This is a genomic window from Donghicola mangrovi (assembly GCF_013377535.1).
GTDB classification, from domain to species: Bacteria; Pseudomonadota; Alphaproteobacteria; order Rhodobacterales; family Rhodobacteraceae; genus Donghicola; species Donghicola mangrovi.
In genome coordinates, this window is the sequence record NZ_JABCJE010000003.1 from 110739 (window position 1) to 128064 (window position 17326).

Sequence of the window (17326 nt, forward strand, 5' to 3'; positions counted from 1 at the left end):
TCTTTCGCACCCCAATCAGGCCGATGGCCCATGGGTTGCTGCGCACTGGGTGAACGCGCATCCCTAGGAGAACGATTATGGCCAATATTACCTTTCAATCCCCCATCATGACCCGCGATAAAACCGTCTACGCGGTCGCTGGCAACACCCGCACGATCCTTGCCCTCGCCAAAGAGTTCAGCATTCCGATCCCCTTTGAATGTGGCGACGGCAACTGCGGCTCTTGCCTGATCGAGGTGAAGTCACTGGAAGAGAAGCCGCGCATGAGCATGGCTTTGACAGAAAAGGAAAAGGCGCGTCTGAAAGAGCTGCAAAAGCTGTCCGACGCGGAAATCCAGAACGCCGAAGTCAACGACACGCCGCCGCGCTACCGTCTGGCCTGCCAGTTCATTGCCCGTGACGAGGATGTCGTCGTCCGCTTTCCCGGCACGCCCGGCGGGTCCTTCTGACCTAGGGCTTCCTTCAATCAATCACATCATGGCCCCGCCCGAGAGGACGGGGTCTTCTGCTGGTCAGAAGCCTGCGGACTAATGGCGTGTTTCGCCTCGAAAGTGCGAAACCCGACAAAGTGCGGATCGTCGCCTGTTCACTAAATCGTGGCTGTACGCGCAAATGGATCGGTTAGAATGAGCCGATCTGGCAGTGCACATAACAACAGGACGCTTCTCATGAACACAGGCATAAAGGCGCTCGTAATCGCCTTGCTCGTCGCAGGGTGCAGCAGTACCAACCCTGAAGAGCGCGCCGTGATGGGCTATTATTCCCCGCCGTGGCAGTCGGGCCTCAAGGCGATCCGGCCCTATCCCTATCAGAATAGCATCTGCCAAGAGATCGGCTACAACATGGTGTCGCGAGATTTCTATGACGACTCCAAGCTGCTGGTGGGCTGCCCCAAGACCGAGCAAGGCGCCATCGACGACCGCGTGGCCGAGGGCGGCGAGGTTGTCGGCTATATCCACCATTGGACCATGATCCACATGCCGCGGTTCTGACGCGGGTAGGGCGGCGCGACATCACGGGCCGCCCCTTTGATTTTTCCCGGTAAATTCTGCGCAGATTTTGGGCGGGTCAGGGCGACCCGACCGCCCGATACCTTTGCCTGCGGCTTTTGTTGATTGACGAGTCAATAAAAAACAACCTAACCTGATTTTTGAACCAAGAGGTCAGGTATGCCCAAAGTCGGAATGGAACCCGTGCGCCGCAAAGCGCTTGTCGAAGCCACGATCCACGAGATCGGTCGGGCAGGTACGCTTGACGTGACGGTCAGCCAGATCGCCAAGCGGGCAGGGATGTCGAGCGCCTTGGCGCACCACTATTTCGGCGGGAAAACCCAGATTTTTATGGCCGCGATGCGCCACATCCTGTCCCAATACGGGGTCGAGGTGCGCCGCCGCCTGAAAAAGGCCAAGTCCCCCGAGGAACGCCTGCGCGCCCTGATCGACGCGAACTTTGCGCCCTCGAACTTCCGCGAAGAGGTGATCAGCGCATGGATGAACTTCTACGTTCTGGCCCAGAACGAGGAAGAGGCGCGACGTCTTCTGAACGTCTATTACCGCCGTCTGCACACTAACCTCTTGCATGAACTGCGCCCGCTGATGGGCGAGGGCGCCCCCGAGGCTGCCCGCCGCCTCGAGGCGTTGATTGACGGTGTCTACCTGCGCCAGAGCCTGCGTCAGGACCGGCCCGATCCCGAGCTCGCGTCCACTTTGGTTCTGGGCTGTCTGGAAATGGAACTCGCCCGCGCTGGTGCCCTCGAACCCGCCGCGCGGATCTACCAATTTACGAAAAAGGAACCCTCCGAATGACGATCGCTGTTCAGCCGACCGCCAGCCATTTCATCAACGGTGCGTATGTAGAGGGAGGTTCAGAGGATCTCCCTGTTGTGTTTCCGGCGACCGGCGAAGTTGTCGCGACCCTGAAGTTGGCCGACGAGGCGCTGGTGGATCAGGCGATCGCCGCAGCCAAGGCCGCGCAGCCCGCATGGGCCGCCCTGTCGGGTGTGGAGCGTGGCCGCATCCTGCGCCGCGCCGCCGAGATCATGCGCGAGCGCAACCGCGAACTGTCCGAGCTGGAAACCATCGACACCGGCAAACCCCTGCAGGAAACCCTGATCGCGGATGCGGCCAGCGGCGCGGATGCGCTGGAATATTTCGGTGGTTTGGCCGCAACCTTGGGCGGTGAGCACATCCAGCTGGGGGCCGATTTCGCCTATACCCGCCGCGAGGCTTTGGGCGTTTGTGTTGGTATCGGTGCGTGGAACTACCCCATCCAGATCGCCAGCTGGAAGGCCGCGCCCGCGCTGGCCTGCGGCAACACCATGGTGTTCAAACCGTCGGAAACCACGCCCCTGTCGGCGCTGAAACTGGCGGAAATCCTGATCGAAGCGGGCGCGCCTGCCGGTGTGTTTAACGTGGTGCAGGGGGCAGGGGCCGTGGGCGCCCGTCTGGTCACGCATCCTGATGTGGCAAAGGTGTCTCTTACAGGGTCCGTCCCGACGGGTCGCAAGGTATACGCCGCCGCCGCCGAAGGTCTGCGTCATGTCACGATGGAACTCGGGGGCAAGTCTCCGCTGGTGATCTTTGATGACGCCAATGTCGAGAATGCCGTCAGTGCTGCGATCAACGGGAACTTCTATAGCTCTGGCCAGATTTGTTCCAACGGCACCCGCGTCTTTGTCCAGAAGGGCATCAAAGAGGCCTTCCTGACCCGTTTGGCCGAGCGCCTGAAGGGCGTCAACATGGGCGATCCCCGCGATGAGGCCGTGAACTTTGGCCCTATGGTCAGCGAACGTCAGGTCCAGATCGTCGAGGGCTACATCGCCAAAGGTCTGGCCGAGGGCGCGCGTCTGGTCGCGGGCGGTCAGCGCCGCGAAGGGGCTGGCTTCTGGATGGAGCCGACCGTGTTCGCCGACGTGACCGACACCATGACCATCGCCGAAGAGGAAATCTTTGGCCCCGTGATGTCCGTGCTGGATTTCGACACCGAAGAAGAGGTGATCGCCCGCGCCAACGCCACGGACTTTGGTCTGGCCGCCGGTGTGTTCACCAACAATCTGGCCCGCGCGCACCGCGTTGTCGCGCAGTTCAAGGCCGGCACCACCTGGATCAACACCTACAACCTGACGCCGGTCGAAGTGCCCTTTGGCGGGTCGAAAATGTCGGGTGTGGGTCGCGAAAATGGCCGCGCCGCCATCGAACACTATAGCGAGTTGAAAACCGTTTACGTCGCCATGGGTGACACCGAAGCCCCGTTCTAAGGAGAGCCCGATGCAAGCCGATTACGTCATCGTAGGCGCAGGCAGCGCCGGATGCGCCATTGCCTTTCGTCTGGCCGAGGCCGGTAAAACCGTCGCTGTGATCGAACATGGTGGCACCGATGCGGGTCCGTTCATCCAGATGCCCGCCGCGCTGAGCTACCCGATGAACATGGGGATTTACGACTGGGGCTTCCAGTCCGAGCCCGAGCCCCACTTGGGTGGCCGCCGTCTGGCGACCCCGCGGGGCAAGGTGATCGGGGGGTCTTCCTCGATCAACGGGATGGTTTATGTGCGCGGCCACGCGCGGGACTATGATCACTGGGCCCAGTCCGGTGCCCGTGGCTGGAGCTATGCGGACGTTCTGCCCTATTTCAAGCGGATGGAGCATTGGCACGACGGTGGCCACGGCGGCGACACCGAATGGCGCGGCAAGGATGGCCCCCTACACGTGACCCGTGGTCCCCGCGCGAACCCGCTGTTCCACGCCTTTGTCGAGGCGGGCAAGCAAGCGGGCTATCCCGTGACCGGCGACTATAACGGCGAGCAGCAAGAGGGCTTTGGCCCCATGGAGCAAACCGTCTGGCAGGGCCGCCGCTGGTCCGCCGCGAACGCCTATCTGAAGCCCGCGATCAAGACCGGCAAGGTCGAGGTCGTCAAAGGTCTGGCCTGCCGCGTTGTCATCGAAGAAGGCCGCGCCCGCGGGGTCGAGATCGAGAAAGGCGGCGTGAAGCAGGTGATCCACGCGAACCACGAGGTGGTGATCTCGGCGTCCTCGATCAACTCGCCCAAGCTGCTGATGCTGTCGGGCATTGGCCCTGCCGAGCATCTGGCCGAGCATGGCATCGATGTGGTGGCTGACCGTCCGGGTGTGGGGCAAAACCTGCAGGACCATCTGGAACTCTACATGCAGGTCGCCTGCAAGCAGCCGATCACCCTCTATAAATACTGGAACCTGTTGGGCAAGGCGATCATCGGGGCCCAGTGGCTGTTCACAAAAAAGGGTCTTGGCGCCTCGAACCAGTTTGAAAGCGCGGCCTTTATCCGGTCCAAAGCCGGGGTCGAATATCCCGATATCCAGTACCACTTCCTGCCCATCGCCGTGCGCTATGACGGTCAGGCCGCTGCCGAAGGGCACGGCTTTCAGGCGCATACCGGCCCGATGCGCAGCCCCTCGCGCGGGCATATCACTTTGGCGTCGGCGGACCCCAAGCAGGCCCCGAAAATCCTGTTCAACTACATGTCCACCGAGCAGGACTGGGAGGATTTCCGCACCTGTATCCGCCTGACCCGCGAGATTTTCGCGCAGGATGCGTTCAAGCCCTATTACAAGCACGAAATCCAGCCCGGTGCGGATGTGCAGACCGACGACGAGCTGAACGGCTTTATCAAAGAGCACGTCGAAAGCGCCTATCACCCCTGCGGGTCGTGCAAGATGGGCGACCGGAACGATCCGATGGCAGTCGTTGATGAGCAGTGCCGCGTGATCGGGGTGCAGGGCCTGCGCGTGGCGGACAGCTCGATCTTCCCGCGGATCACCAATGGCAACCTGAACGGCCCCTCGATCATGACCGGCGAAAAGGCCGCCGATCACATTCTGGGCCGCAGCCTGCCGCGCGATGAAAGCAACCCGTGGATCAACCCGAACTGGGAATCCTCGCAGCGCTAGATTTTTGACAAAAAAGCTTAGGAAAAAGGCGGCATTTGATGCGTATCAATGTCGCCTTTTTTGATGCGCTCTAGGGTTGTTTTGTGTTTAATGAATAGGAGACGCAGATGTCCCACACTCCGCACCAACTGGCCCAAGAATTCCCCGAGCACGCAGAAGCGATTTCCGCTCTGAAAACCTCGGACGCGCATTTTGCCAAACTGGTCGAGGCATATAACGAGGTGAACCAGCAGGTCCATCTGGCCGAGACCAATGTCCAGCCGATGGAGCAACTTGCCGAGGAACAGCTGCGCAAGGAACGGACCAAGCTGAAGGACGAGATCTACGCGATCCTGTCCAAGGCAGCTGCGGTCTGATCAAAGCGTAGCGTCGGAAAGCCTGCGGAGGGGCGGGCTTTTCCGAAGGGACCGGGTGTCTGTAGGGGGCATCCGGTCTTTTCTGTTTTCAGGGTTATTTTTCCACCTGATAGGGCAGGACCCCGCGCTCGTCCGGCTTGATCGACAGGCGGCGTTCCAGCGGGGGGACCGAGCGTTGATGGCAGTCCGTCCGTTCGCAAATCCGGCAGGAAATCCCGATAGGTTCAAACGCGGCGGAGTTCGTCACGTCCAGACTGTCCGCATAGACCAGATCGCCTGCATGGCGGACCTCGCACCCCAGACAGATGGCGTAGCGGCGGGTGGGCGCGCCGAACGCTCCGCCCGGTTTCGACACGTCCCGCGCCAGACACAAGTAGCGCACACCGTCGGGCGTTTCCGCCAGCTGCCGCAGGAACTGCGCGGGGGTCTCAAAGGCGCGGTGGACGTTCCACAAGGGGCAGGCCCCGCCGAACCGCGCGAATTGCAGACGGGTGGCCGAGTGGCGCTTGGTGATGGTTCCCGCCTGATCGACCCGCACAAAGAAGAACGGAATGCCCTTGTTCCCTGGCCTTTGCAGGGTGGACAGGCGGTGGGCGACTTGTTCGATCGAAGCTCCGAATCTGGTGGCCAGCAGCTCCAGATCGTGGCGGTATTTCTGCGCGGCCTCCAGAAAGCGGGTGTAGGGCATCAGGGCTGCACCGGCGAAATAGTTGGCCAGACCGATCTTGGCGATGGAGCGCGCCTCGTTGGAATGAAAGCGGGCAAGGTCCAGCGTGGCCTCTAGCAGTTTGTCCTGCGTGATCAGCGCCAGTTGCAGCAGAATCTGGAAGCGGCGGGTTTCGGGGGCCGCGCGGTTGGAAATCGACAGAACCCGCGTTTCGGCGTCGAAATGGCGGATGCGCGCGCCTTCGGTCAGGCGCAGGGTGATGCCCTTGTCAATCAGGGCCTGCTCGGCGCCCACGGGGCCTGCGTATTTGTCGGCGAAATGCTCGGCCGCGCGGTCCACGGCGTCGATATAGTTGTCGCAGTAATGAAAGAAGTCCCGCACCTCTTCCCACGGGGATGGCTGCACGCGGGCGTCCTCGCGGCCCAAGGCTTCGTCCAGCGATGCCAGCCGTTCATGAGACTGCCGATAGGCGCGGTGCAGATGCAGGAACGCACGGGCTAGCGCGGGCGCATTGCTGGCCGCCAGCCGCAGGTCGGCCAAAGGCGGTGGCTGGTCGGTGAACACGGGGTCGGCGAGGGCCTCTCGCATATCGCTGACCAGACGCTCGCTGTCGCCTGCGGACAGTTCGGTCACGTCGAACCCGAACTCGGACGCCAAGGCCAGCACGACCGAGGTACTGACCGGACGGTTGTTGTTCTCCATCTGGTTCAGATAGGGCAGCGAGACCCCGAGCTTGGTCGCGAATTCCTTTTGGGTCAGGCTCAGGCGCGAACGCAGTTCACGCAGCTTGACGCCGGCATAGAGTTTCTGGGGTGCCATCGAGGTGCCTTTGCGGGTTTGCTAATGCAAATTCTAGCATTTGCAAATGTACCGCTCAACGGACCAGATGTCGCTCCCGACGATAGATGTAGAGGACAGCGCCAATCGCAGCCAGCGCACTGAGCAGCATGATCAGCAGCAGCGGCGTGGCACCGGTTTCCAGAGACAGCATTGATCCGGCTAGCGCCGACAGGGCCGCGCCGCCGCCAATCATGATCGCCCCGCCAAGGCCCGAGGCCGTGCCCGCCAGATGGGGGATGACGGACAGCGACCCCGAGGTGGCGTTCGGGATCACCATCCCGTTGCCCAATCCCACCGCTGTCATAAAGCCGAAGAACACCCCGACCGACCCCATGCCCGCCATGTGAAGCAGTAGTGATATCCCGATCCCGACCGAGTTGATCACCGACCCCCACAGGATCATCCGGTTGATTCCCCACCGGCGCGAGAATTTCCCCGAAATGAAGTTCCCCGCAAAGTACCCGATGGCAGGGGCACTAAAGTAGAAGCCCAGCGTTTCCGGCGGCAGGCGGTAGATTTCGCTGCCGATAAAGGGAGCCCCGCCGAGATAGGCAAAGAACGCCCCTGATGCGGCCGCCGCCGCAAGGGCATAGGCCCAGAACCGGCGCGACCGCAGGATCAGGGGGTATTCGGCGAATTGCTGGAACAGGGAAATGTCGCGCGGACGGCCCGTTTCCCCCAGATCGCTCCAGGTCAGCCACAGCATCAGGCAGCCCAGAATAAGCAGGCTCCAGAAGTTCGCTTTCCAACCGAAGGCCGCGTCCAGCAGCCCGCCCACCGCAGGGCTGATCATCGGCACCAAGGCCATGCCCATGGTGACGTAGCCGATCATGCTGGCGGCGGAATCCTGGTCATGGATGTCGCGCACGATGGCGCGGGACAGGACCATGCCGGTGACGATAACTGCTTGGGACATCCGGAAAATCAGGAAAATCCCTGCGGTCGGCGCGAACAGGCACCCCAGAGTCGCCACCAGAAACAGCGAGATCCCCCACAACAGCACGGGCCTGCGCCCGTAGCGATCCGCAATCGGCCCGATGAATAGCTGCAGCACAGCATTCACGCCTAAATAGAGTGCGACCGATAGCTGCATCAGACGGTAGTCCGTCTGAAAATATGCCGTCATGCCCGGCAGCGATGGTAGGAAAATATTCATCGACAGGGCCGCAAGGCCCGCCAGCATAATCAGCGTCGCAATATGCGGCGGAGTGTTTTTGTTCAGCATTTTATGGCCACACGGGGTTCCGACTTTGGTCGAACGCTACGGGGAAGGGCGGGCTCGTGTCCAATTGATTACGGTGAATTTACAGATTTGCATTTTGAAGCAAGGTTGCTGCCAACAATTTGCAAATTTGCCAATGATTGCTTTGCGGGCGCAGCAACGCATCCTATGGTCGCGTCAAAGCGGAGGGCACAGATGAAAGATATCCTGCAAGAACTCGAAGATCGCCGCGAACAGGCACGCGCCGGTGGTGGTCAGAAACGCATCGACTCGCAGCATGCCAAAGGCAAGCTGACCGCGCGCGAGCGCATCGAACTGTTGCTCGACGAAGGCAGCTTCGAAGAGTTCGACATGTTCGTGGCACATCGCTGCACCGAATTCGGGATGCAGGAAAACCGTCCCTATGGTGACGGCGTTGTGACCGGTTGGGGCACCATCAACGGCCGCATGGTCTATGTGTTCTCTCAGGACTTCACCGTGTTCGGCGGCTCGCTGTCGGAAACCCACGCACAGAAGATCTGCAAGATCATGGATATGGCGATGCAGAACGGCGCGCCTGTGATCGGCATCAACGACTCGGGCGGTGCACGTATCCAAGAAGGCGTTGCCTCGCTCGCCGGTTATGCCGAAGTGTTCCAGCGCAACATCGAAGCATCGGGCGTTATCCCCCAGATCAGCGTGATCATGGGCCCCTGCGCCGGCGGCGCAGTGTATTCGCCCGCAATGACCGACTTCATCTTTATGGTGAAGGACAGCTCGTACATGTTCGTGACCGGCCCCGACGTGGTTAAGACCGTCACCAACGAGGTCGTCACCGCAGAAGAGCTGGGTGGCGCGATCACCCACACCAAGAAAAGCTCGGTTGCCGATGGCGCGTTCGAGAACGACGTCGAGGCTCTGACCGAAGTGCGCCGTCTGGTGGACTTCCTGCCGCTGTCGAACCGCGAGAAGGCGCCCGTGCGTCCCTTCTTTGACGCGCCGGACCGCGTGGAGAACAGCCTTGATACGCTGATCCCCGAGAACGCGAACACGCCCTACGACATGAAAGAGCTGATCAACAAGATCGCGGACGAGGGTGATTTCTACGAAATTCAGGCCGAATACGCCAAGAACATGATCACCGGCTTCATCCGCCTCGAGGGTCAGACCGTTGGTGTTGTTGCGAACCAGCCGATGATTCTGGCGGGCTGTCTGGATATCGACTCCAGCCGTAAAGCCGCTCGGTTTGTGCGCTTCTGCGACTGCTTCGAAATTCCGATCCTGACTCTGGTGGACGTGCCCGGCTTCCTGCCCGGTACTTCTCAGGAATATAACGGCGTTATCAAGCACGGTGCGAAGCTGCTGTTCGCTTACGGCGAAGCGACCGTTCCCAAAGTCACCGTCATCACCCGCAAGGCCTATGGCGGCGCGTATGACGTTATGGCGTCCAAGCACCTGCGTTCGGATTTCAACTACGCATGGCCGACCGCAGAGATCGCGGTGATGGGTGCCAAGGGCGCGACCGAGATCCTGTACCGCAGCGAACTGGGTGACCCCGCCAAGATCGCCGAGCGCACCAAGAACTACGAAGACCGCTTTGCAAACCCCTTCGTCGCCGCCGAGCGTGGCTTCATTGACGAAGTGATCATGCCGCACAGCACCCGTCGTCGTGTGTCCCGCGCCTTTGCATCGCTGCGTAACAAAAAGCGCAGCATGCCCTGGAAGAAACACGACAACATTCCGCTCTAAGGAAACAGGAAATGGCAAAAGCACGCTGGCATATCGTCAAGGACGGGCAGGGGGGCGTTACCGTCTCTCGCAAGCTGCCCGCCCGCTTCGACTTTGCGGTCGAAGCGACGGTGCCCGCGTGCAATGCCGTTTTATTGGCCCAGCAGGTCCGTCAGGATATGTGGCGTGCATTGCAGGGGTTGCGTGGATTTCTGCCTGTGGTAGAAATCGTTAAAGATGGCAACCATTGCCGTATTCGAGCCGGTGGTTCCGTTAACGGACCCTTGCCTTTGGTGCACGTTCAGGGTTTGTTGTTACAAATTCTTCATGATCCGGTTCGCCGCGCGCGTTGGATCATGCACGCGGGGCGCTTCTGATGTTGTCGTTTCGCGTAATCACAGGTTTCGTCGCCCTCTTCGGAGGTGCGACCACGGTTGCGGGGCAGGAGGGGGCCCCCACCGTGCCATCGGGCCTGGACCTGACCTTGTACGAGATGATCCTCGAGGATCAGCCCGACGGTCAGGTCTGGGCCCGGTATCGTTTCGTGGCCCCGGATCTGAAGCAAGACGACTATGACCGCGTGTCCGGGGACTTCCCCGAGATTTGCGCCGCCTATGCCTTGCCGCAGCTGGAGATTCAGGGGGCCCATCCCGCCATTATCGTCCTGACCTATGCCGACCGCCCGATTCCTTTTGGCGAGGCTGCCCCCGAGGCTGTCCAGTTCGTAGAGAGCTTCCGCGTGGATCAGGGCGCCTGCGTCTGGGAGGTGTTCTGATGACCACCGCTCAGGCTCGTTTTTCCCTTTGTACATTGGCGATTGGTGATTTTGCGCCACATCGCGCAATCGCAGAATTTGGCCCGTATCCAACGGGTCAGATTCGCGTTATCGTTGAAATGGGCGTATCCCAAGACACCCAAACCTCGAAGCAGTGTTCGGGCAACGGCACAGATGCCGACCCGACGAACAACGATACAAGTACATACAGGAGACAAGCATGTCGAAAGTCATCATCACCCTCGCTGCATTCGCAGTTGCCGCATCGGTTGCAGGCTGCGCGAAGAAGCCCAAAGAAGAAGAATTCGTGGTCGTTCAGCCCGAACCCATTTCGGTGGAACCCACTTACACCGGCAAGTACAAGTAATCGTACTCTGACGATACCGGGGCGGGCCGTCGGGCCCGCTCATGTTGGCCACGTCGTGCATCGCCCCAATAACCCATGGGGGCTTGTATGCTGAAACATCGTGGCTTTCCGGGCCGTATGCCCGGCACTGATTACCAATTCGTGATTCGCCGTGCCAATCCGCGCGGTGTGACGCCGCTGAAGGCGCTGCGTCGTTTCCCCGACCGCAAATCTGCGGACAAGCGGGCTGACGAATGCTTCCTCGCGGCGCTTTGGATGCACTTTGGTGAAGAAACCTTTGAACGGGGAAATCTGGACGCTGGCCGTCTGAGCTGGCTGTTCGGCCGCGAGGTCATCGCAGTCGACGGCGACTTCGATCCCGAGGATTACGGGGCGCTCCTGCGCATCAACGTGGAAGAGGCCGAGCGCACCTTCCCGCAGATTTTTGACGGGAGCTCGGAATGGATCGGCTGAGCTTTGCCCAATGCAAGCAAGCAGTTAAGCGGATTGTGGCGCATGGTTTCCGTGCGTCCTCCGTGCCGCTTGCAAGCGTTGGACAGGCTGCCAATCTATGGCTGTGTAAGTCGAGCAATGCTCGGCAGACGATGTCTCTCACCGAGACCCCTTCCCCGACTTGCGCGCTGGGCCAAAACGGCCTGAGCGCGCATTTTTTCGGATTACTTCACGGTTTCGTGTGGTCCGAGTCTAACAATTGCGGGAACCCGGAAAAGGGGGGTGACGTTGCTTACACATCAGAACGTCGCACCCGTGCGGGTGGACACGGGATTGTTGAAAGGATTGCACAATGCTTAAGAAAACTTGGATCGTTGCTTCGGTTGCCCTGCTTGGTCTGGCCGCGTGTGGTGACACGCTTGGCGAACAGGCTCTGCTGGGTGGTGGCGCAGGCGCCGCTGCTGGCGCAGTCACCGGCGGTGATGTTGTCACCGGCGCCGTTGTTGGCGCAGCCGGCAACGTCGCGTACTGCCGTACTTACCCCTCGCGCTGTAACTAAGCAGCCGCGCGGCAACGCGCACATCCATTCTTATGGCTTTCAGGCTACCGGACCTCGTCAGTCCGGTGGCCTTTTCTTTTGCCCGATGGCCGGTGTGACCGGCCGCGGCACAACCGGATAAGACGAAAGGGACGGAGACAAATGATCGACAAGATCCTCATTGCCAACCGTGGCGAGATCGCTTGCCGCGTGATCAAGACGGCACGCAAGATGGGCATCAAAACGGTGGCCATCTATTCGGACGCAGACAAGAACGCGCTGCATGTGAAAATGGCCGATGAGTCGGTTCACATCGGCCCTCCGCCCGCGAACCAGTCGTATATCGTCATCGACAAGGTGATGGATGCGATCCGCCAGACCGGCGCCAACGGCGTTCACCCGGGCTACGGCTTCTTGTCGGAAAACTCGAAATTCGCCGAGGCTCTGGAAGCCGAAGGTGTGCTGTTCGTCGGGCCCCCCAAAGGCGCGATCGAGGCAATGGGTGACAAGATCACCTCGAAGAAAATCGCCCAAGAGGCAGGCGTGTCGACCGTTCCCGGCTACATGGGCCTGATCGCGGACGCCGAAGAAGCTGTGAAGATCAGCAACGACATCGGCTACCCCGTCATGATCAAGGCCTCTGCTGGCGGCGGCGGCAAGGGCATGCGGATCGCGTGGAACGACACCGAGGCCCGTGAAGGCTTTGAATCGTCCAAGAACGAAGCGGCCAACAGCTTTGGCGACGACCGGATCTTTATCGAAAAGTTCGTCACCCAGCCCCGCCACATCGAAATTCAGGTGCTGGCCGACAAGCACGGCAACTGCATCTACCTTGGTGAACGCGAGTGTTCGATCCAGCGCCGGAACCAGAAGGTCATCGAAGAGGCGCCGTCGCCGTTCCTGGACGAAGCCACCCGCAAGGCGATGGGCGAACAGGCTTGTGCACTGGCCAAGGCCGTGGGTTACGCCAGCGCCGGTACCGTGGAATTCATCGTTGACGGTCAGCGCAACTTCTACTTCCTCGAGATGAACACCCGTCTGCAGGTGGAACACCCTGTGACCGAACTGATCACCGGCGTTGACCTGGTTGAACAGATGATCCGCGTGGCCAACGGCGAAGAGCTGTCGATCAAGCAAGAAGACGTGAAGCTGAACGGTTGGGCGATGGAAAGCCGCCTCTATGCAGAAGATCCCTATCGGAACTTCCTGCCGTCGATCGGCCGTCTGACCCGCTATCGTCCCCCCGTCGAGGTGGCCGAAGACACCCGCGCTGTCCGCAACGACACCGGCGTGTTCGAGGGCGGCGAGATCAGCATGTACTACGACCCCATGATCGCCAAGCTGTGTACCTGGGCTCCGACCCGTCTGGAAGCCATCGAAGAGATGCGCAACGCGCTCGACAGCTTCGAGGTCGAGGGCATCGGTCACAACCTGCCGTTCCTGTCGGCCGTGATGGACCACAAGAAGTTCGTCGATGGTGACATGACCACCGCCTTCATCGCCGAAGAATACCCCGAAGGTTTCGCTGGCGTTGATCTGCCCGAACCCGCGCTGCGCCGCATCGCTGCCGCCTGTGCCGCGATGAACCGCGTTGCCGAAATCCGCCGCACCCGTATCTCGGGCACCATGGACAACCACGAGCGCAAGGTTGGTGACGACTGGGTCGTGCGTCTGGGTGGTGCGGAATTCCCGGTGACCATCGCTGCGGACCCCAAAGGGTCGGACGTCAGCTTTGCCGATGGCACTGTTCTGCGCGTCGAAAGCGATTGGACCCCCGGCGACCAGCTGGCGAACCTGATGGTTGGCGGCACCCCCTTGGTGCTGAAGACCGGCAAGATCACCAACGGCTTCCGCATCCGCAGCCGCGGCGCGGACCTGAAGGTGCACGTCTACACCCCCCGTCAGGCGGAAATGGCGCTGCTCATGCCCGAGAAGCTGCCGCCCGATACCTCGAAGATGCTGCTTTGCCCGATGCCCGGCGTTGTCGTGAAGATGAACGTCGCCGTCGGTGACGAGGTTCAGGAAGGTCAGGCGCTGTGCACCATCGAGGCGATGAAGATGGAAAACATCCTTCGCGCCGAGAAGAAGGCAGTCGTCACCAAGATCAACGCCGGCGCGGGCGACAGCCTTGCGGTCGACGAAGTGATCATGGAGTTCGAATAGGCCATGGCGTTAGCCGCTGGCATATCGCGCGGAATGCGGGATGGTCAGCGGCTCTCGCGGATCTCTTGTTGGCGCATCGGCATTTTGTCGATCGTCCGAGAGATTTCCCGCACGGTCCATGGGGACGGTTTGCGCAGCTTGATGCCACCGTCCTTGCCCACCAGCACAAAGCCGAAGCCCCGAGGGTGCAAGGCGCTGCGCAGGGCAGAGCGGGCCGACGGATCGGTATCGGTCAGCACGACCACATCGCGTTCGACCAGCGCGGGCAGATCATCCTCGATCAGCTCCATCTGGCGGACAAAGGCGGGGTCATACGGGCTGTCGGCGAACACGATCAGCGGGCGGTGCGTCCATTTGAACTCGGCCAGATTGGCGGTCAGCCCGTCGATGATCACGGCCTCTGTCATGTCGGTCCCTTCGGCCCACGCGTGGGGGGCGGTCAGCGACAGGAACATTGCGAACATTGCGGCAAGTCGGGTCATGGCTCCTCCTGTCGCTTACAGATAGGGGCGATGCCCCCGAATTCGAAGCTTTTTCCCGCGGAAATGTCCTGACTGTGGCAGGCCCGCGTCGATTGGAGGAACGACCAGATGACCCAAGACAAAGACGCCTGGCGCGCACTGGCCGAAAAGGAATTGCGCGGCAAACCCGTCGATAGCCTGAACTGGCAGACGCTGGAAGGGATCGAGGTAAAGCCCCTGTACACCGAAGAGGATACAGCGGCGCTGCCCCACATGGGCAACATGCCGGGCATGGCGCCCTTTACCCGCGGGGTGAAGGCGACCATGTATGCAGGCCGCCCCTGGACCATCCGCCAGTACGCGGGTTTCTCGACCGCCGAGGAATCGAACGCCTTTTACCGCAAGAACCTTGCTGCGGGTCAGCAGGGCGTGTCGGTTGCGTTCGACCTGGCCACCCACCGCGGCTATGACAGCGACCACCCTCGTGTGATCGGTGACGTCGGCAAGGCCGGTGTCGCCATCGACAGCGTCGAGGACATGAAGATCCTGTTCGACGGCATCCCGCTGGACAAGGTATCGGTGTCGATGACCATGAACGGCGCGGTGATCCCGATCCTCGCGAACTTTATCGTTGCAGGTCAGGAGCAGGGCCACGACAAGGCCGTGCTGTCGGGCACCATTCAGAACGACATTCTGAAGGAATTCATGGTCCGCAACACCTACATCTATCCGCCCGAGCCTTCGATGCGGATCATTGCGGATATCATTGAGTACACCTCGAACGAGATGCCCAAGTTCAACAGCATCTCGATCTCCGGCTACCACATGCAGGAAGCGGGCGCGAACCTCGTGCAGGAACTGGCCTACACGCTGGCCGATGGTCGTGAATATGTGCGCGCAGCGATTGCGCGCGGCATGAACGTGGACAAGTTCGCAGGCCGCCTGTCGTTCTTCTTTGCGATCGGCATGAACTTCTTCATGGAGGCCGCCAAGCTGCGTGCCGCGCGTCTGCTGTGGTCGCGCATCATGGATGAATTCGACCCCAAAGATCCCCGTTCCAAAATGCTGCGGACCCACTGCCAGACCTCTGGCGTGTCGCTGCAAGAGCAGGACCCCTATAACAACGTGATCCGCACCGCCTACGAAGCGATGTCCGCGGTTCTGGGGGGCACCCAGTCGCTGCACACCAACGCGCTGGACGAAGCGATCGCGCTGCCCACCGAATTCAGCGCCCGCATCGCGCGGAACACCCAGCTGATCCTTCAGGAAGAGACTGGCGTGACCAACGTCGTCGATCCGCTGGCAGGCAGCTATTACGTCGAGGCCCTGACCAACGAACTGGCCGAGAAGGCTTGGGCGCTGATCGAGGAAGTCGAAGAGATGGGCGGTATGACCAAGGCGGTTGCCTCTGGCATGCCCAAGCTGCGCATTGAAGAGACCGCAGCCCGCCGTCAGGCAGCCATCGACCGCGGCGACGAGGTGATCGTCGGCGTGAACAAGTACCGCAAGGACAAAGAAGACCCGATCGACATTCTGGAGATCGACAACACCAAGGTACGCGAAGCTCAGGTCGCACGCCTTGAGCGCATCCGCGCATCGCGTGACGAGGCAGCTTGCCAAGCCGCGCTGGAAGAACTGACCCGCCGGACGCAAGAAGGCGGTAACCTGCTCGAGGCGGCTGTCGAAGCAGCCCGCGCTCGTGCCTCGGTCGGAGAGATCAGCATGGCAATGGAGAAAGAATTCGGACGCCACCGCGCCGAAGTAAAAACCTTGGCTGGCGTTTATGGCGCGGCCTATGAGGGTGACGAAGGCTTCGCAGCCATCCAGAAATCGGTCGAAGATTTCGCCGAGAAGGAAGGCCGCCGTCCCCGTATGCTGGTGGTCAAGATGGGGCAGGACGGTCACGACCGTGGTGCCAAGGTCATCGCAACTGCCTTTGCCGATATCGGGTTCGACGTGGACGTGGGTCCGCTGTTCCAGACCCCCGAGGAGGCCGCTCAGGACGCGATCGACAACGACGTGCACGTGATCGGGATTTCCTCGCAGGCGGCGGGTCACAAGACGCTGGCGCCCGCGCTGATCAAGGTGCTCGAAGAGCAGGGTGCTGGTGACATCATCGTCATCTGCGGCGGTGTGATCCCCCAGCAGGACTACGAGTTCCTGAAGGCGGCGGGCGTGAAGGCGATCTTTGGCCCCGGCACCAACATCCCGAACGCGGCTCAGGACATCCTGCGCCTGATTGAAGAAGCGCGCGCCTAAGGCTAGCTTGGCCGGGAGGGGGCTGTCTGCCCCCTCTTGGCGCATCCTGCGCCAATTCACCCCCGAGAGTATTTCGGACAAGAAGAAGTGGGTTTGGTGGTATGGATTTTATGGTGCGGCAGGCGGGTGTGGCGGATGCCCCCGCGATTGTAGAGCTGTGGAACGGATTTGTTCGCGATACGGCCGTAACCTTTACCACCCTTGAAAAGACCTGCGATGGGATCGCTGCGGATATTGATGCGCACGGGGCCGGTTTTCTGGTGGCCGTTTCTGGCGGCACATTGCTGGGTTTTGCGACCTATTCCGCGTTTCGGGGCGGGCCGGGCTATGCGCGGACCAAGGAGCATTCGGTGATGCTGGCCGAGGGCGCGCGGGGCAGGGGCGTCGGGCGGGCGCTGATGGAGGCGCTGTGTGACGCGGCGCGGGCCGAGGGGGTACATTCCCTGTTCGCGGGGGTGAGCGGCGAGAACCCTGATGCTGTGGCCTTTCACGCCGCCATCGGTTTTCAAGAAATGGTGAGGCTGCCCGAAGTGGGCTTCAAATTCGGGCGCTGGATGGATTTGGTGCTGATGCAGAAATTCTTGTGATTGCTGCCTGACAAGTGAAGCCCCCGAGGA

The 17326-nt window shown here is 61.0% G+C and carries 18 protein-coding genes; 15 read left to right on the top strand and 3 right to left on the bottom strand.

Features of this window, described 5'->3' with window-relative positions:
- Window positions 1–77 precede the first annotated feature (77 nt).
- The 6 genes from HJ536_RS08485 (at window position 78) to HJ536_RS08510 (ending at window position 5278) form a co-directional block, all read left to right on the top strand.
- A complete protein-coding gene (locus HJ536_RS08485; RefSeq protein WP_176853544.1) occupies window positions 78–449 on the top strand; it encodes a 2Fe-2S iron-sulfur cluster-binding protein in 372 nt (123 codons plus the stop codon).
- A 219-nt stretch (window positions 450–668) separates the two neighbouring features.
- On the top strand, window positions 669–992 hold the full coding sequence (locus HJ536_RS08490; RefSeq protein ID WP_177157413.1) for a hypothetical protein: 324 nt from the start codon (window positions 669–671) through the stop codon (window positions 990–992).
- A gap of 177 nt (window positions 993–1169) precedes the next feature.
- Window positions 1170–1805: a choline-binding transcriptional repressor BetI gene (gene betI / locus HJ536_RS08495; protein ID WP_176853542.1), complete on the top strand. Its 636-nt coding sequence runs from the start codon at window positions 1170–1172 to the stop codon at window positions 1803–1805.
- Entirely contained in the window at window positions 1802–3256 is a 1455-nt protein-coding gene (betB, locus tag HJ536_RS08500; protein WP_177157414.1) for a betaine-aldehyde dehydrogenase, read from the top strand. Before betI ends, betB begins: the two co-directional genes overlap by 4 nt.
- Before the next feature lie 10 nt (window positions 3257–3266).
- Entirely contained in the window at window positions 3267–4922 is a 1656-nt protein-coding gene (gene betA / locus HJ536_RS08505; protein ID WP_177157415.1) for a choline dehydrogenase, read from the top strand.
- A 107-nt stretch (window positions 4923–5029) separates the two neighbouring features.
- Window positions 5030–5278: an HP1242/YdcH family protein gene (locus HJ536_RS08510; protein ID WP_176853539.1), complete on the top strand. Its 249-nt coding sequence runs from the start codon at window positions 5030–5032 to the stop codon at window positions 5276–5278.
- Between the two features lie 94 nt (window positions 5279–5372).
- Here HJ536_RS08510 and HJ536_RS08515 read toward each other — a convergent pair whose 3' ends face one another.
- A complete protein-coding gene (locus HJ536_RS08515; protein ID WP_176853538.1) occupies window positions 5373–6764 on the bottom strand; it encodes a helix-turn-helix domain-containing protein in 1392 nt (463 codons plus the stop codon).
- Window positions 6765–6819: 55 nt separating this feature from the next.
- Window positions 6820–8010: a multidrug effflux MFS transporter gene (locus HJ536_RS08520; RefSeq protein ID WP_176853537.1), complete on the bottom strand. Its 1191-nt coding sequence runs from the start codon at window positions 8008–8010 to the stop codon at window positions 6820–6822.
- 192 nt (window positions 8011–8202) lie between these two features.
- On the opposite strand from HJ536_RS08520, the gene HJ536_RS08525 reads away from it, so the two are divergent.
- The 7 genes from HJ536_RS08525 to HJ536_RS08555 all read left to right on the top strand — a co-directional run bounded on the left by HJ536_RS08525 (window position 8203) and on the right by HJ536_RS08555 (window position 13989).
- A complete protein-coding gene (locus HJ536_RS08525; RefSeq protein WP_176853536.1) occupies window positions 8203–9735 on the top strand; it encodes an acyl-CoA carboxylase subunit beta in 1533 nt (510 codons plus the stop codon).
- An 11-nt stretch (window positions 9736–9746) separates the two neighbouring features.
- Complete coding sequence (locus tag HJ536_RS08530; protein ID WP_177157416.1) at window positions 9747–10091, top strand: hypothetical protein; 345 nt, start codon at window positions 9747–9749, stop codon at window positions 10089–10091.
- Complete coding sequence (locus HJ536_RS08535; protein ID WP_176853534.1) at window positions 10091–10489, top strand: DUF6497 family protein; 399 nt, start codon at window positions 10091–10093, stop codon at window positions 10487–10489. Before HJ536_RS08530 ends, HJ536_RS08535 begins: the two co-directional genes overlap by 1 nt.
- 220 nt (window positions 10490–10709) lie before the next feature.
- A complete protein-coding gene (locus HJ536_RS08540; protein ID WP_176853533.1) occupies window positions 10710–10856 on the top strand; it encodes a hypothetical protein in 147 nt (48 codons plus the stop codon).
- Window positions 10857–10943: 87 nt separating this feature from the next.
- Complete coding sequence (locus tag HJ536_RS08545) at window positions 10944–11309, top strand: hypothetical protein (protein WP_177157417.1); 366 nt, start codon at window positions 10944–10946, stop codon at window positions 11307–11309.
- A 331-nt stretch (window positions 11310–11640) separates the two neighbouring features.
- Entirely contained in the window at window positions 11641–11847 is a 207-nt protein-coding gene (locus HJ536_RS08550; protein ID WP_177157418.1) for a hypothetical protein, read from the top strand.
- Window positions 11848–11988: 141 nt separating this feature from the next.
- Window positions 11989–13989, top strand: a complete 2001-nt coding sequence (locus HJ536_RS08555; RefSeq protein ID WP_176853530.1) for an acetyl-CoA carboxylase biotin carboxylase subunit — start codon at window positions 11989–11991, stop codon at window positions 13987–13989.
- A 44-nt stretch (window positions 13990–14033) separates the two neighbouring features.
- On the opposite strand, the gene HJ536_RS08560 is transcribed toward HJ536_RS08555, so the two are convergent.
- Window positions 14034–14471 carry a DUF4174 domain-containing protein gene (locus HJ536_RS08560; protein ID WP_176853529.1) on the bottom strand — a complete coding sequence of 146 codons (438 nt, stop codon included), beginning with the start codon at window positions 14469–14471 and terminating at the stop codon, window positions 14034–14036.
- A 108-nt stretch (window positions 14472–14579) separates the two neighbouring features.
- On the opposite strand from HJ536_RS08560, the gene scpA reads away from it, so the two are divergent.
- Both scpA and HJ536_RS08570 read left to right on the top strand, forming a co-directional pair.
- Window positions 14580–16709, top strand: coding sequence for a methylmalonyl-CoA mutase (scpA, locus tag HJ536_RS08565; protein WP_177157419.1), 2130 nt, complete (start codon window positions 14580–14582; stop codon window positions 16707–16709).
- Between the two features lie 110 nt (window positions 16710–16819).
- Window positions 16820–17296 carry a GNAT family N-acetyltransferase gene (locus tag HJ536_RS08570; protein ID WP_177157662.1) on the top strand — a complete coding sequence of 159 codons (477 nt, stop codon included), beginning with the start codon at window positions 16820–16822 and terminating at the stop codon, window positions 17294–17296.
- Window positions 17297–17326 lie beyond the last annotated feature (30 nt).